Source organism: Vibrio sp. AIC-3, from assembly GCF_013114515.1.
GTDB classification, from domain to species: Bacteria; Pseudomonadota; Gammaproteobacteria; order Enterobacterales; family Vibrionaceae; genus Vibrio; species Vibrio crassostreae_C.
This window is the reverse complement of record NZ_VTXG01000031.1, coordinates 1-16,364: the sequence shown is the minus strand read 5'-3', so window position 1 is coordinate 16,364 and position 16,364 is coordinate 1. Positions and strand designations below refer to the sequence as shown.

Sequence of the window (16,364 nt, the reverse complement as noted above, 5' to 3'; positions counted from 1 at the left end):
TAGCTCACTGGTAAACCAAATCGTAACCAACAAAAAAGCCATCGACTCTAGAATCGATGGCTTTTGCGTTTTAGCTGTTTATCTGTTTGTTTATCTATCTATTTAGCTTAGCTATTAAACTGTGTATCTAGATATTCAAACTATTTGCGCAGTGCGTTCAGTTTAGCTTGGGCGATACCAAATATAGTATCAATTGGATAACTACCCTCATCACTCGCCTCACCTGCGGCTTTGCCTGTGAACAGTTCAATCGCTTCTGTTACATGGTCAATCGCCCAGATATTAAACTCGCCCTTTTCAACCGCTTTCACAATATCGCTACGCAGCATCAGGTTGTGAACATTTGAACGCGGGATGATCACCCCTTGTTCGTTTGAACGCCCTTTGATTTCACACACATCAAAGAAACCTTCAATTTTCTCGTTCACACCACCAATAGGCTGAGACTCACCAAACTGGTTCATCGAGCCTGTAATCGCGATGTCTTGACGGTTTGGCTGCTTAGAAAACGCTGACACCACCGCACAGAACTCAGCCATACTCGCACTGTCACCATCGACGCCACCATACGATTGCTCGAAGGTGATGTTAGTGGTGAGCGGGACTTTGGCTGTCTTGCCAAATACGGAAGAAAGGTAAGCCGACAAGATCATCACGCCTTTTGAGTGAATGCTGCCACCTAGGTCTACGTTTCTTTCAATATCAATCACTTCACCATCACCGTAAGCCGTGGTGGCAGTAATTCGGTTTGGCGCACCGAACATGTGATCGGTGGTGCTTAATACAGACAGAGCATTCACTTGCCCAACCGCCTGACCATCAACATGGATCAGTGTTGTGCCGTTGGTAAACGTCTCCATCACACTGTCTTGCAGTCGTCCGACACGCATCTGTTGGTTAGATAACGCTTGGTCGACGTGTGTTGCTCGAATCAGGTTCGACTTTGAACCTCTCGCCACGTAGTTTGACTCACGAAGCAGATTAGCAATGTGTGCCGAGTGCAGAGACAATTTACCTTGGTCACCCGCCTGACGAGAGCTGTGCTCAATGATGCGAGCGATCGCTTTACGGTCACAATGCAGCATGTTGTTGTCGTGCACGATACTCGAAATAAAGCGCGCGTAGTGCATTTCAGAATCGGGAGTACGCTTCATCTCATCTTCAAAATCGGCCGTCACACGGAACAATTCACCAAACTCTGCATCGTAGTGTTGCAGCAGTTGGTAAGTTCGGTAGTCGCCAAACAGGATGATCTTGACGTCCAATGGAATCGGCTCTGGATCAAGCGATACCGCGCCCGTTAAGGTCACCTCTTTCTCTAATGAAGTGAAGCTCAATTGACGTGAACGCAGCGCTCGTTTCAAGCCTTCCCAAACGTACGGCTGCTCAAGTACCTTCACCGCATCCATCAGCAATACGCCACCGTTAGCTCTGTGTAAACTACCTGCACGAATCAATGAGAAGTCTGTAAAGACAGTGCCCTTGAACGTTGCCGTTTCTACATAGCCAAACAGAGAGTGATAATTTGGATTCTCTTCCACCACGATCGGCAGAGTCTCCTCCTTTTGGCTCACAATCACGTTAACCTTGTAGCGACGCGGCATTTTCTTATCCAAAGAAGCGGTTGCAACTTCGGCTTGCTCAGTGCTCTCTTCTAAGAAGATGTCAGCGTTGTCGACAATGTCTTTACGCAGTGCCGTTAGGTACTTTTTAATGTCTGGATATTGGCTGTAATCCTTCTTCAATTGCTTGATGAAGTGCGTGATCACGTCTCGCGCCGTATCATCATTCAGTTTTTGAATTTTCTCAGTGTACGTTTCTTCAAGTTCCGTCAACTCACGAGAAATGGTTCGCAGACCGACTTCCAATCCATCAATGGTTTTATCGAACTGGTCTTGCTCTTCTGGCGAAAGCAGATCGAAGCTCTCTTCGGTATGAAGATCATCCCCATTCATGGCCACAAACTGGTAATCACCCTGAGTGGTGATCGTCAGGTTAATGCCCTTGTCTTTCGCTTCTTGGCTAATGCTTTCTAACGCGGCTTGTTGCTTAGCTGCTAATTGGTTTTTAAGCCTATCAGCACGGCTAAAGTACATCTCGTTATCAAACGCTAGAGGCATACCTTTCAGCAATTTACGCATTAACTTTTCAATATCTTGCTTTAAGCTGCTGCCAACGCCACGAGGTAATTTCAGTACCTTAGGTGTACGAATATCTTCAAAGTTCGCGATATAACACCAATCAAAAAGCTCCTGCACTTCTTGAGGGTGACGGTTGAGATAGCGCAAGATCATGGTGCGTTTACCCAGACCATTTCGCCCTATCGCATAAATGTTGTAACCCTTTTCCTTGATTGACATCGCGAACTCAACGGCTTTTTGTGCCCGTTCCTGCCCGACGATTTCGTCAATTGGAGCCAGTTCTTTGGTCGACTTACATGGTAGCTTATCTAAATCCGCTACCTGATACAGCTGTTCTGTATTGAGTCTTTGCATCGCCATCGCCGCCTCCTTAGTCCTTCATTACTTGGGTGTAGATAAAATCAGTGTAGATGTAATTTCCTACAAATTTAGTGACTTACGCTACACAGCTGTTCAACTGAACAAATAACACACAATTTAAGCCATTTTTAGGAATAGCTCGTCATTTAATTCACCAACTTAACATGTGAATGATTTTAATTTGCAATTGATAATAAATATCATTAACATTTTCTGATATTATAAATTGAGGATGTGGATATGGAAATTGAACGATGCTGGATGCACTACCTAAAAGCTGAACAGTTAATGGAACAAGGTCACTGGCCTGAAGCACAGCGCCTGTATGGTGATGTTCTAACCTCACTTCCTCATCACATCCAAGATGCAGCATACCAAAGCGATATTAAGCCTTGCCAATTTGCCTGCCTGCTTGCCGGGTTGAGAGACGCAAGTGTCGCTCAATCAGAGATACTCAACCGATTAGGTCAGCACCAACAAGCCTTCGATACCTTGAATCAATCTTACGCTCTGATGCAATTTATCTCTCTGGAGAACACTGAGCTGATTCAACGTACCTTTGGGTTATTGGAAAAGCAGAGCGAAGGTTTGCTCAATCACCTGATCGCTTTTTGCAGCGCTCAGCGCAGTTCGCATTGGATGCTCGAACTAGAACAAATTCAACGTGCTCATCACCATTTTGGGCAACTTAAAACAACGTCAGAAGTGAAATCTTCACCTAATGTCTTAAATTGATAAGGATATATCATGTCGGACCGGGCCATTCTTAAAGTTAATAACCTCTCCGTAAGTTTCAAAACCAATGATGGAATCATTGATGCGGTCAAAAAGATTAACTTTACCCTTAACTCAAGCGAAACCTTAGCCATTGTTGGTGAATCAGGTTCAGGTAAATCTGTCTCTTCCAACGCGCTGATGCGTTTGCTGCCTGATAACGCGATTATCGATGAACAATCAGATATCGAGTTTGAAGGTCAATCGATTCTTGGCAAAACTGAGCGAGAAATGCAGTCGATTCGTGGCGATAGAATCGGCATGATCTTTCAGGAGCCAATGACATCTTTGAATCCATACCTGCGTGTCGGCACTCAAGTGGCAGAAGCCATTATGTGTCACCGAAAGGTATCGAAATCAAAAGCAAAACAGCGTGTACTAGAGCTGTTCAATCTGGTGCATTTACCTATGCCAGAGCTGGCTTACACCAAGTATCCGCATGAGTTTTCAGGTGGTCAGTTACAGCGCATCATGATCGCAATGGCGCTGATCAATGAACCAGATATTCTGATTGCCGATGAACCCACAACCGCATTGGACGTAACGGTTCAGGCGGAAGTGCTTTCTCTTATCAAAGAGATTCAAGGCAAAATGGGCATGGCGATTTTGTTCATCACCCATGATCTCGGTGTAGTGAAGCACTTTGCCGACCGTGTTCTGGTGATGTGTAAAGGTGAACTGGTTGAAGAAGGGGTGACTCAAGCCTTATTCGAAAACCCAAGACACGACTACACACGCATGCTGATTAACTCCATTCCGAAAGGCGCTAAGGTTCCTGTTGAGGCATCCGCACCTGAACTGCTTTGTGCAGAAAATATTCGCGTGAAGTTCTTGATCAAATCTCACTTTATCCAAAGTAAGAACCAGTACTTCGAAGCAGTTAAAGGCATTTCGTTGAAGCTGAAACAAGGCGAAACCTTAGGCATTGTGGGCGAGTCTGGTTCCGGTAAATCAACCCTTGGACGTGCATTAATCGGCTTGCTGCCGAGTACCGGACGTATTGTTTACAAAGGCCAAGACGTTAGCTTATTAAATGATAAAGAGCGTCACAAGCTCAAGAAAGATGTCCAAATGGTGTTCCAAGATCCTTATGGTTCTTTATCACCACGCATGACAGTTGGGGAAATCATCACCGAAGGCTTAACGGTGCATCAACCTCATCTATCCAAGCAAGAACGTTTAGAAAGAGCGCGCAAAGCATTGATTGAAGTTCGCTTAGAGCCGAATTCAATAAACCGTTATCCACATGAGTTCTCTGGCGGGCAAAGACAACGTATCGCGATTGCTCGCGCACTGATTCTAGAGCCCTCTTTCATTTTGCTGGATGAACCGACTTCAGCACTCGATCGCTCAGTACAACTGACCGTGATTGACCTGCTGAAAGACATTCAAGCCAAGCACAATATCGGCTTCCTGTTCATCAGCCACGATCTCTCGGTAGTGAAAGCACTGTCGGATCGCGTACTGGTGATGCAGAAGGGCGAAGTAATGGAAGAAGGGTCTGCAGAAGAGATTTTCAATGCGCCGAAAAACAACTACACCAAGAAATTAATCGCTGCGTCATTCGACTTAGAAGATAAATCGAAAAAAAATGCCGCATAAAGGGAACTAATCAACATTAACAGCGTCTTATAATTACATTCTGAATAATCTCCTAATGGATTGAAATCTAGAATGGATATAGCAAAACTGGTTTGGCCGCCAAAAGAGAAATGTCGCATGGATGCGACATTTTTCGTTTCTGGCGTATATGAAAAATCAACTCAGTGATTCGAACCAGTGATTATGAAGGTTTGCTAAAATTAACGGACTTTAAACAGAGTTCGCTGGTAGTCGTCATAGTCGAAGAGCGGCTTAGTTCAACTCGTTTTTGTCGAGTAGACGACACTTGTTACCAAGTGCCGCCCCTCTAAGAACCGTACGTGCAACTTTCACTGCATACGGCTCAAGCCTCCACTAAGGCATCATTGATACCCAGCAACTTATAACGCAGTCGGGACAGGCTCTTTCCAAGAGTTACGAGCTAGCCTTTTAGATTTTCTCTTCACCAGATATTCTTGGTATTGAGGGTCAAAAGGGGTCGCAGCACTCCTAATTTTCACGTGTCTTTCGATAGGCACTTTCGCTATTTGGAACAGATTGAAGTGACAGTCCATGTTCATGATTTTCTGCCAACCGTGAAATTGCCACTGGCCTTTACGATTGAGAAAATACTTGTGCACAACCCAGTCTTTGGACTTGGTTGGATGACGTCTAACTGCCCAGTGCCATAACGCTTGGAATAGTTTGTGGCCAACATACCCGAATACTTGTTTAGCAACACAGTGGCGATAGTAATTCGCCCATCCCCTAAGTTTCGGATTTATCAACTGAATAAGATCGTTAACAGGGATGGTTGCGTGCTTTTTAATAAGTTCACGTAGATTTCTAAGGAATAACAGCGTATTGGGTTTGCTCGGTTTAATGAGCAATTTCCCTTTGTACTTCCTGTGATTGAAACCCAGAAAGTCAAAGCCATCATCAATATGAGTGACCTTCGTTTTTTCTTCGGAGAGGGTTAACCCTCTTTCTGCCAAAAAGCCAGCAATCAACGGTTTGATATCGTTCACTAGCACTTCCTTTGAAGAGCAGGTGACCACAAAATCATCCGCATAACCGATAAAGTTGGCCCTAGCACCCATTTTCAGAGCTGTAAATTTTATTTGTTGCTCTATTCCCGCGAGAGTCATTAGCATCAAGGTTGGAGATATTATTCCACCTTGAGGTGTACCTTCTTCGGTATTGTAGAACAGCCCCTTATCTACATAGCCAGATTTTAACCATTGCTTTAACATTCGTTTATCTACAATGATATTGTCCATCAGCCATTTATGCCCGATTTTGTCGAAGCAAGCCTTAATATCTCCCTCAAGAACCCATTTCGCGGATTGCTTTAGAGCCAAACATTTGAAGCACTGACTGACAGCGTCAGCCGTGCTGCGATTTGGTCTAAAACCATAGCTATTGAGGTCGGCAAACGTTTCGGACACAGGCTCTAATGCAAGAAGGTGGAGGGCTTGTTGTGCTCTATCAATCATGCATGGAATACCCAGTGGTCTGAGCTTACCGTTCTTTTTGGGAATGTAGATACGTTTGAGTGGTTTTGCAGAGTAAGCCTTGCGACTCAGTTGATCGACTGCTTTCATACGGCGTGCATCTGTGTTCCAGATGACACCGTCTATTCCAGGCGTTTTACTGCCTTTATTCTGAGAGACTCGCTTAACCGCAAGAAGCTTGGCTGAGCGAGAATGAGTCAAGAGCCACTGTAAAGACTTCACCTTACCGTGTTTCTTTTCTCTAGTTGCTTTTGCGATACGCATTTGAAGCTTCAATACGTGTACTTCAACGGATTTCCAGTCGATGGACTGCCATTGATCGCCGTCAGAAGATGCACTAATCTCTTTCGAGATCACCATTTGCTTTTCTCCTTGAATAAAGTTCTTCAAATTCTCTCGCAATGGAAGACCAGTCGGAAGTGGGCTCACTTTCGTGATCAGACATAAGTCTGTATCTGCATCATTACAATGTAGCTTTCGCTTTTTCCGACCTCCTATACCTGCACCACTATCGGCCACAAAGGCTTTCCCAAAGGGAGTGATACAGGCTTACCCTGTTCCGTATGTTGCGTAAAGTGTCAGGTTAGATGCCCACTATAGTGCGGAGAGTGCAGTGACCACGAAAAAGTACTGTCCAACCTCTTTCCAACTCTCATTGCCTTTTGGCCACAGCGTATTAACCACTTCCGCTGCTTCATCATATAACGCACCTTGAATGGATTCACATACGTTCATCATACTGACTACCTAGCACTTACCCGAATTGTGGTTTTCAGGAGGAACGTCCTCTCACGATTCTTTTCCCACTCAGCCCAAGGCCAAGTTTCGTTACATTGTCCGAGCCGCTGCTTTATTCAGGCTCGTAGGTTCATCTGGTGATACAGATGGTTCACTCGTTAAGCGGTGAACAACGCTTCATACGACCTCAGGTCGCACGGACAGAAATGAGTTTTGGAAAATCAAACATTAGCAAATGACTAATAACTTCAGGTATGACAAATAACTAAACCTGATAGAAAAACTGCCACCAAAGAGCAAAAGACAAGACCTGACCCTATTGTTTTTTGTACGCAAAAAAACAGCAGTCAGTGATAGGGTTTAATCGCCAAATAAATTCTACGCAAACTACCATTTTCATGCCGGGCTAAATGACATGGTTCAGCATGCACTCCCAAGGGCCTCAAAGGGAAGATTGAGCACCTTCTGCCCATTTGGTCAGCTTTAAATCGTCCAAAATAAGCAGCACGCAAGGCACAACAATTGACGCTAGTAACGTAGCCGAGACTAAGCCAAACGCAATACTGGCAATTAACGGGATCAGAAATTGCGCTTGCGTACTGGTTTCGGTTAACAGTGGAAGCAATCCTGCAAATGTGGTTAACGAGGTGATAAATATCGCTCTAAATCGGTCACGTACCGCCTCTCGACAAGCGTCTATCAAGCGCTCGCCTTGGGCGATATTCTTCTTAATAAAATTGACCAACAGAATGTTATCGTTAACGACGATACCCGCTAAGGTAGCAAAGCCAACCAAGCTTGGAATAGTCAAATCGAACCCCATGCCCAAGTGCCCCCATACCACACCAATCCAGCCCATAGGGATTGCCAGCAGCACAGCAATCGGTTGAGTGTAGCTTTGTAACAGGAACACTAAAATAAGATAAATCCCCACCACGCCAAGAGCAAAGAAGGTCGCCAGCGAGGAGCCCGTATCTGAGCTTTCTTTATCCTGACCTTGCGAGGTGAAGGTGATGTCTGGGAATTTGTGTTGAGTTTGCGAGACAAATTCGCTATTGAACTGCAGCATGATTTCACGCGCATTGGCAACCCGCGTATCGATATTGCCTTGCACAACCACAGTGTTCATCCCATTAATGCGGTGAATTCGCGAGAAGGCTTGTTTTCTGTCAAACGTCGCAACACTTGATAATGGAACTAGGGTTCCATTGCCTGCCGTCACCATCAAGTTATTCAACTCATACAGGCTAGCTTGGTGCGTAAACTCATCCAGTCTCACACTAATATCCACCAGCTCGCCTTGTTGGAAAACCGTCAGATCAGTACTGCCTTTTACCGCGCTGCGCAGCGTTTGAGCAATGTTGGAAGCATTAACTCCCATCACGCCAGCTTCATCTTTAAGGTTAACGTGAAATTCGGTTCTGCCCTCACGCAGATCGGTGGAGAGGTTATAGACACCGTCAAATCCCTTCAACCATTTCACCAGCGAGCGGCTGACTTGATTGAGCTCTTGTAACGACTCACCCTGAACCCGAATATCAATGCCATTGCCAGCAATGCCCCGTTCTTTATCGGTAAACTTGAGTGAAACCACATCCGCCGTAGGGCCTACTTTTTGTTTCCAATCTTGGATCAGATCTTTAATGCTCTGCTGCCTAAATTGCGCTGGCAATAGATCGGCACTGACGGTTGCCATATGCGGCCCCGACTCATTAGCATCAGCATTTGAGTTGAACATGATCGTGGTGCTCGCGACCAAAGGTTTTGAGCTTGGGTATTTCTCTGCGTATTCTTGGTTGAGTTCATCAAGCGCGTTTGAAACCTTCTCCACCACCGCCTCTGTCTGGCTCAGTAAACTGCCTTGAGGGAGCAAGATACGCGCCTGCAGCACATCACTTTCCAAGGCAGGCATGGCTTTGAATTTCAGCCAACCTGACGAAATGGAAGCGGTTGAAATCATCACCACCATCACCAATATCCCTACTGAAAGATAAGGTGCATTCATCGCCTTGACACTCACTGGCACAAAGAATCTGTCTCTGATGTTTTCAAAACCGGCAATGAACTTGTCCCGTATAGGATTAGAGCGAGATTCAGTATGGCTATGTGCCAAATGAGACGGCAAGATCAAGAAAGCTTCTATCAGACTAACAAGCAAGGTAATCAATAACACGATGGGAATATAGCGTAGTACTTCGCCCATCTTGCCTGTGAGAAACATCAGCGGCCCTATCACCATGATGGTGGTAGCAAACGATGCAATCACACCTGGGAAGACTTGTTTGGTACCTTCAACTGCAGCGTCAAACGCGGGTAGCCCTTGTTGCCTCTTGGCAGCGATGTTTTCTGCAATGATCAACGAGTCGTCCATTAGCAGACCAATCGCGACAATCAGCCCGACCAGCGTCATCATATTCAGGGTATAACCGAGAAGTTGTATCGCAAAAATGGCGCCAAGGAATGAAACCGGCAGCCCCATGGTGACCCAAAAGCTAAAGCGAATATTAAAAAACGCCCACAACATCAAAAATGCCAGTGCTAATCCCTGTGCGCCATTGCTGGTGAGGATTCTCAGACGCTCAATAATATTGGTGCTGGAATCTTGGGTGATGGTTAAAGCGACGCCTTCAGGGGCTCTCGCCTGTTCTTTTTCAACGATGCTGACGATCGCATCTTTGACCGTTAAGGTATCTTGAAATTGCGTTTTGGACACCTGAAGCAAAGCGGCACGCTGACCATTGAACAGGATTTGATTTTCATCGCTAGTGAACTTCTGCTGAATAACGGCAACATCACCGAGGCGAACCTGAGTCCCCGTCTCACTGGATTTAATCACGATATTTTCGAAGTCTCTGACGTTGCTGCCTAAGTGGTCGAAGCGGACGCTGATCTCTTCCAAGTCATTACTAAATACGCCAGCAGGAGTGCTGATACTTTGCTGTTGTACTAGATTGGACAAGTCGGACACACTCAGGCCGTACTGCTGCAACTTCCACTGCGATACGCGAATTTCTATTTCTTGATCCGCAAAACCGCTCACGGTCACCTGAGCGATCAATGGGCTCTCTTTTAACTTGTGCTTAATTTGTTGGGCATAGAGATATAAGTCCCTATCTGACATATTGCCGGTAATCGCGACACTGGCCACCGTTGCCACTCGGTCCAGTTTCGACACCGTGATCTGCTCAACTCGATCCGGAAAATCACTGATGGCGTTAACCTGCTGTTGAATATCGCTGGTTAAAGTGTCAATGTCTTCATCATCGCCGATTTCCACATTGGCGATGACCAAACTCTCTCGGGCATCACAGCTTAACTCTTTAATTCCACTCAGCTTATCGAGAGAATCTTCCAACGGGTAACACACTTCTTCCATCATCTCAAAAGGTGACGCGCCCGGATAAACGATCCGAACCTCAATATTTTTGGTCGGCGTCAACGGAAAAGTGTCTTTCTGCAGTTTGGGCAAGGCAAAAGCCCCTAACAGCAGTACCGCCATCATCAGGACATTGGCGCCAGTGGTGTGCCGAGCAAAAAAAGCGATCATAATTTGCCCTCTTTCTGAATCGCGTTTAGGGCTTTAAATCCGCTCTGCGTATCCAACCAAAGGCCGATTTTCTCATCCGGTTGTGGTTGTAAAGCCATCCCCTCAACGGCGGGTGAAAGTTTACTTAGCACAACCACATCACCGAATTCCACGCCAGATTTGATCACCGCAACCTGCCCTTGGACGAAATCTATCCTGACAGGTTTGCTTTTCAGTTTACCTTCAGAGACAGTGTAAACTTTACCATCATGGATGGCGTTTATCGGTAGCAAGACTTGTTGCTCCATCATTGGTGCTTTAATCGTGACTTTAACGAAAGTCCCACGAATAAGTGGTGGCTTCTCCCCGGGAATGGCTTGCTGATAGGGCTGATTTACTTGTGCAACCAGGCTTTGGCTTTGAGTCTGAGCATCGATTTCACCGCCGGAGCGGCTGATCTCGGCAGGCCAAGTAATTACTTTATCGCCTGCTTGGAGCTCGACTGTCGCGCTCAAGTTGCTATGAACATCTTCGTCAAGCGAGTCAAAGCGATTGGAATTTCTTAGCGGACGCATTTTACCAAGCGGAAACTGCGCGCGAACCTCAACGGCATCGATGTCATCCGCTTTGAGCAGCAATTCCCCCTTGTTGACATACTCGGCGAGTCCAACCAAGGTTTCGACAATGCGAATATCAAATGGGGCTTTAATTACGGTTTGTTCGAGATCTCGGTTTGCAAGTGCTAGTTCCGTTTGCAAAACCTTTTGCTGCGCTTGATTAATTGCCAGTTGGTTTTTCTGTGTCTGGAGCTGTTGCTGGCTGCTGAGCAAGTCTTTGGTCGCGCGGTCTTTCTCTGTTTTGGAGATATGCCCGGTTTCACTTAATTTGATTGAGCGGGCATATTCTGACTGTTGTACCTCAAACTCTTTCTCTGCAATCTTGAGCGAATCGATAATGGTCTGATTCGTTAGCATTAGCACTTCAAGCTCAGCTTGCAAACGGGCAATAGTAAGTTGATAAGCGGTGGGGTCAATTCTAAGGAGTTCGCTGTCTTTGCGGATAATAGCGCCCGTTTTGTATTGCTCAGAAACCCACACAACCGCGCCGTCAAGTTCAGACTGTGCCTGCCAGTCTTGAACAGACTCGGTATGTCCATATCCGATGGCAGAAGGTTGGATATTTCGCGGCTCGACTTTCAACACCCGAACCACCTTTTTAGCAGCCGTATTACTCGCATTAGGCGGTTCAGCCTTCATCCCTGGTGCGATCACCAATAACGCGATGCCCAACAAAACAGGAGGAACAAACAGAGCCCTTTGTAACCAGCTATACCTAGTCATAGCGATTCCCTTACTATATATTAGCTTTTCCTTAAACAAAAGGTAGCACACCAACATAAGCGGATTTGCTTCCTTGATCTCAAAATAAGTCAGGCCTCACAAATGGAGGCCTGATTGAATTGAGCTACTGATTGTTTTTGCCTTTGCCCATGGTATTTTTGGGGTTCACCATGCCTTGATGAGCATTAAACTCTTGTTGAGAGATAGCGCGATCCGCGTTGCTATCTAACGAAGCAAAACTGTGGCTTTGATTGATATTTTTCAACGTACGTCCCTCTTCTGCTCGCTGGGCAATACGTTCTGAGCGTGCTTGATTGAACTCGGCTTCGGTTATCTTGCCATCACCATCGAGATCAAACTGTGAAAATACTGGGCGTGACATATTGTTATTCATGCCTTTATTCATTCCACCAGCCATTGCTCCGAAGGCAATAACGATACCGAGTAACGCGATTATCGTGCTTTTGATTTTCATGACGTTTTCCTTCTCTTTGTTTCACTACTTAAGAATATACTAATGTAAGTAAGATAACGTCATGTGATGTAAAGGTATGTAAAGATGGCTAAGTAGATATCGATTTATGTTCTTATCGGTTTGTAAGCGCAGCGCAACAGAAATTATGAAACTTCTGCCGCTAGTACTCTGGTAAGAGTACAGGCATAGCTATGTCCAAATGGTTTTCAAATTATCCCAAACTTTCAGCCACCGAAACCGAAAAGCCAATGATATAAAATCCCTAGTTTCGAAAAATATGGCGATTTTTAGACATTCAGAGTGTTTTCGAACTTTTGCCCAGCAGTTTGCCTTGCAAATATCCAACAGACAAGGGATTACTTTTAGTAGGGCAAATACATGTTAACATTCTGTTAACCCTGACTGGTAATGGGGCAAAGGTGTGTTTGCCATGATCGGCGCTAGCACACCTCTGATAACAACATACTATCAACTTAACCACGGCGCTTTTTGGCATTGATCTTTTAATAGAGATAAAAAGCCAGTGACTCGCGCTGACCTCTCATGCGCAGCAGAACTCACGAGGGCAACAATATCGGCATTTGGAAGCTCATAATTTGGCAATAATCGCACTAATTTACCACTATCAATCTGTGATTGAATATCCCATTCAGATCGCATGATAATCCCTAAGTCTCTTAAGGCCCAGTCTTTAATCACTCTGCCCTCATTACTTGCAAGTGAAGGACGAATTCGAACATTTTCTATGGATCCTGAGACTGTATGAGTAAAGCTCCACAACGTGACATCTTCATTATTTTCTCTCAACGCAATACATTGATGCTTCTTAAGATCTTGCGGAGTTTCAGGCTGTCCATAACGTGATAAATACTCGGGCGAAGCGCAAACAAAGCGCTTGTTTGGGGCTAAACTCACCATCTTAAGGCTGGAATCCGTCAGGTGACCAATGTAGATGATAATGTCCCATTTATGATGGTTGGCCCAGTTTGGCTTATCTGATAACTCTAGCTCCACCTCTAGGCGAGGATGAGCTTTTTTATACTCACCTAATAAAGGGGCTATCACATCGTTGCCAAAGCCAAGGGGCGCCAATACTCTTAGACAACCACTGACATCCCCTCTGCTTTCATTGAGTTTATCGGTGAGCTCGTCCAAATCTTCAAGGATCGAAATACCAGTATCAACTAAAACGCGCCCTTCTTCTGTTAAGCTAACCACGCGCGAAGGCCGTTGAAATAACTTAAGCGATAGCTTCTTTTCGATATGTTGAATACGCTGAGTGACTGATGGTGGCGTTATATTGAGCGTACGAGCCGCATCTGCCAATGTTCTATGGTTAGAAACTACCACAAGAAATCGAATATCTTCTGTCGTCAACATTAACTTCCAACCTAATGTATAAGTAGATTTTTGTTAATATAATTCAACTTCTTCCTACTTCATAATCATTTCATCAATAGTTAACTTCACTTTGCAAGTTTAGGTAAATGAAATGATTAAGCATACGGAACACCCTGATTTAGAAAAAAAATACAATGCCATCGGCACACCATTTCTCTATTTGGATAAACAAAAATTTTTGAGCAACCTTGCTCAAATGCGCAGCCATATGTCGAAACTAGGCACACCACTAAGGCCCCACTTTAAGACCGTAAAATCGTTAGATGCGCTTCCGTACTTAATTGACTCTATAGAGGATCCAATCACTGTATCCACCCTTGAAGAAGCAGAACAGCTTGCCAGTTATGGTTGTAAAGACATTCTCTATGCTGTTGGCATATCAAAAGAAAAGCTATTGCGAGTCGAACTGCTACTGAAACGTGGTATGAGTATTGTGGTTTTACTTGATAGCATGGAACAAGTCGATTTCGTTAACGCCTACTGTCAAGAACGTGGGTGTGTTATTAGCTGCCTGATAGAGATTGATTGCGACGGACACCGAGGTGGAGTAAGTGCAGATTCCGAAGCCCTGATTGCAATGGCTAAGAGCTTAGGTAAGGGTTTGGGCAATTTTAAAGGGGTGATGCTCCACGCAGGTGAGTCTTACCACTGTAAGTCTCGAGAAGCGTTAAACCAATCCGCCAGTAATGAAGTAGCGACTGCACAACTTGCGGCGAAACGCCTCGAGTCGGTTGGGATTTACTGCGAAATAGTCAGCGTGGGTTCTACCCCGACGGCATGCTCATACACAAACACAAGTGGAATCACAGAAGTCAGAGCTGGCGTCTATTCATTGTTTGACTTAGTGATGCATCGGCTTGGAGTATGTACTTTAAACGATATCGCAATCTCAGTAGTAAGTAGTGTTATTGGACACAACAAATCGAGGGGGCAAATATTTGTTGATGCTGGATGGATGGCTCTTTCTTTAGATAAAGGTCATGACGAACAATGTTATGGCGTGGTTCTCCAACCGAATGGCCAAGAGAGTCAAATACTGAAAGTAGTGCAGGTAAATCAAGAGCACGGCATACTCGAAACGGCTTCTGGAAGTGAGATCGACTTCGAATGTTTTCCCATTGGTTCTAGAGTACACATCGTCCCAAATCATGCATGCTCTACAAGCGCGATGCACAGTAAATACTATGTCTTTGACTTGGTCGAGGGTCAAATTGAGCAATGGCAACGTGTTTCAGGGTGGTAAACATGATTTATCTAGATGAAAAAACGACAGCAGCGTTAATTTCTCACGAGCTGGCATACAAAGCGGTCAAAGCGGCATTTTCTTCAGTACAAGATCAGCACTCATCAATATTTCCGGTCGTTAACGCATCAGGCCCGATCGAAGGCTCAATGTTTTCACTCAAATCAGCATGCACAAATCAATTACTTGGTTGGAAAATGGGAAGCTATTGGCCTTGCAATAATCAGTTTGGGCGACCGAACCATGGTACTCATATCTTTCTTCTTTCACCGGATACGGGGGAAATGAAAGCCATTTTGTCAGCAAGTTTGGTCAATGCCTACCGAACTGCAGCAGCTGATGCCATCGCTGTTGATCTACTGGCGAGACTAGATTCATCTGTACTCGCGTTATTTGGCACAGGTCATCAAGCTAAATACGAAGCGCTTGCCATTTCAAAAGTTAGGAATCTATCTAAAGTCCTGATTGTTGGTAGAAATCAGCCTAACGCCAACCAACTAGCGAAAGAGCTAAGCAAAGAAGGGTTAACAACAGACATCAAATCCGCTCAAGAAGCCTGTGAAAGCGCAGATATTATTGTTACCGTTACAGCGTCCACCGCTCCTTTGTTTGAATCTTCATGGGTAAAACCTGGAACTCATATTTCTGCAATGGGAGCAGATAAAATAGGAAAACAGGAACTTCCACCATCGCTATTTGAGAACGCCACCCTCTATTGTGATTATTTATCTCAGTCCAAAACGATTGGTGAGTTCCAGCATGCGCCAGATAAAGAGATCTATCAGATCGGTGACAAGCTTCAATTAAAAGAAAGGAACAAAAACGACATTACTATTTTTGATAGCTCAGGAATTGCCTATCAAGATCTTTATATTGCGCAAATAGTTTTAGATAAATACCTATCCAAGGGAGATGACCATGAATAACGTTAGCTTTTTAAAAATAAACGGTAACACCATCGATGACATTATCGACCTCTCTGTGGAAGAGTCCCAAAAACATCTCATTGCTAATAACGCAGAATGGCTTGCAGAGGCGAGTTTCAACGACGATAGCGTCAGTTACGGCATTTATTTAGACGACAAGCCAGCAGGGCTCATCTCTCTTATCGATCCAAGACTACTCGACAAGTTCGATGATCACTTTCAAAAGGATCATTTGTACGTGTGGCGCGTCATGATTGACCATCGTTTCCAAGGAAAAGGATTGGGGAGTCAAGCGATTAACTTCAGTAAGAAATACGCTTCCATTACCGGTTTAAAAGGCGTCTC

General features: G+C 44.9%; 12 protein-coding genes. 5 read left to right on the top strand and 7 right to left on the bottom strand.

All coding sequences use genetic code 11. The features are described 5' to 3' along the window. Positions 1 to 140: 140 nt before the first annotated feature. A complete protein-coding gene (locus F0229_RS17985; RefSeq protein WP_017061577.1) occupies positions 141 to 2,501 on the bottom strand; it encodes a Lon protease family protein in 2,361 nt (786 codons plus the stop codon). A 240-nt stretch (positions 2,502 to 2,741) separates the two neighbouring features. Here F0229_RS17985 and F0229_RS17980 point away from each other — a divergent pair, with 240 nt between their 5' ends. Both F0229_RS17980 and F0229_RS17975 read left to right on the top strand, forming a co-directional pair. Next, a complete protein-coding gene (locus tag F0229_RS17980) occupies positions 2,742 to 3,236 on the top strand; it encodes a hypothetical protein (RefSeq protein WP_171733388.1) in 495 nt (164 codons plus the stop codon). Between the two features lie 12 nt (positions 3,237 to 3,248). After that, positions 3,249 to 4,877 (top strand): ABC transporter ATP-binding protein, encoded by a 1,629-nt coding sequence (locus F0229_RS17975; protein ID WP_171733387.1) that lies wholly within the window; start codon positions 3,249 to 3,251, stop codon positions 4,875 to 4,877. A gap of 380 nt (positions 4,878 to 5,257) precedes the next feature. Here the strand turns inward: F0229_RS17975 and ltrA are convergent, their stop codons facing one another. From ltrA to F0229_RS17945, 6 genes are all read right to left on the bottom strand, one after another. Continuing rightward, a complete protein-coding gene (gene ltrA, locus F0229_RS17970; RefSeq protein ID WP_171733409.1) occupies positions 5,258 to 6,730 on the bottom strand; it encodes a group II intron reverse transcriptase/maturase in 1,473 nt (490 codons plus the stop codon). 234 nt (positions 6,731 to 6,964) lie between these two features. Next, the gene (locus F0229_RS17965; protein WP_017061715.1) at positions 6,965 to 7,108 is read right to left on the bottom strand and encodes a hypothetical protein; all 144 of its coding nucleotides are present in this window, start codon (positions 7,106 to 7,108) and stop codon (positions 6,965 to 6,967) included. 442 nt (positions 7,109 to 7,550) lie between these two features. Further along, a complete protein-coding gene (locus tag F0229_RS17960; protein WP_017063782.1) occupies positions 7,551 to 10,655 on the bottom strand; it encodes an efflux RND transporter permease subunit in 3,105 nt (1,034 codons plus the stop codon). Next, positions 10,652 to 11,974: an efflux RND transporter periplasmic adaptor subunit gene (locus tag F0229_RS17955; RefSeq protein ID WP_032545691.1), complete on the bottom strand. Its 1,323-nt coding sequence runs from the start codon at positions 11,972 to 11,974 to the stop codon at positions 10,652 to 10,654. Before F0229_RS17955 ends, F0229_RS17960 begins: the two co-directional genes overlap by 4 nt. Before the next feature lie 124 nt (positions 11,975 to 12,098). Beyond that, positions 12,099 to 12,449 (bottom strand): EF-hand domain-containing protein, encoded by a 351-nt coding sequence (locus F0229_RS17950; protein WP_017059884.1) that lies wholly within the window; start codon positions 12,447 to 12,449, stop codon positions 12,099 to 12,101. A 468-nt stretch (positions 12,450 to 12,917) separates the two neighbouring features. After that, positions 12,918 to 13,829, bottom strand: coding sequence for a LysR family transcriptional regulator (locus F0229_RS17945; RefSeq protein ID WP_171733385.1), 912 nt, complete (start codon positions 13,827 to 13,829; stop codon positions 12,918 to 12,920). 112 nt (positions 13,830 to 13,941) lie between these two features. On the opposite strand from F0229_RS17945, the gene F0229_RS17940 reads away from it, so the two are divergent. From F0229_RS17940 to F0229_RS17930, 3 genes are all read left to right on the top strand, one after another. Further along, the gene (locus F0229_RS17940) at positions 13,942 to 15,093 is read left to right on the top strand and encodes an alanine racemase (RefSeq protein WP_171733384.1); all 1,152 of its coding nucleotides are present in this window, start codon (positions 13,942 to 13,944) and stop codon (positions 15,091 to 15,093) included. Between the two features lie 2 nt (positions 15,094 to 15,095). After that, on the top strand, positions 15,096 to 16,019 hold the full coding sequence (locus F0229_RS17935) for an ornithine cyclodeaminase family protein (protein WP_171733383.1): 924 nt from the start codon (positions 15,096 to 15,098) through the stop codon (positions 16,017 to 16,019). Then, positions 16,012 to 16,364 (top strand): GNAT family N-acetyltransferase (locus F0229_RS17930; protein WP_171733382.1); only part of this gene is annotated, 353 nt, incomplete at its 3' end. The genes F0229_RS17935 and F0229_RS17930, both read left to right, overlap by 8 nt.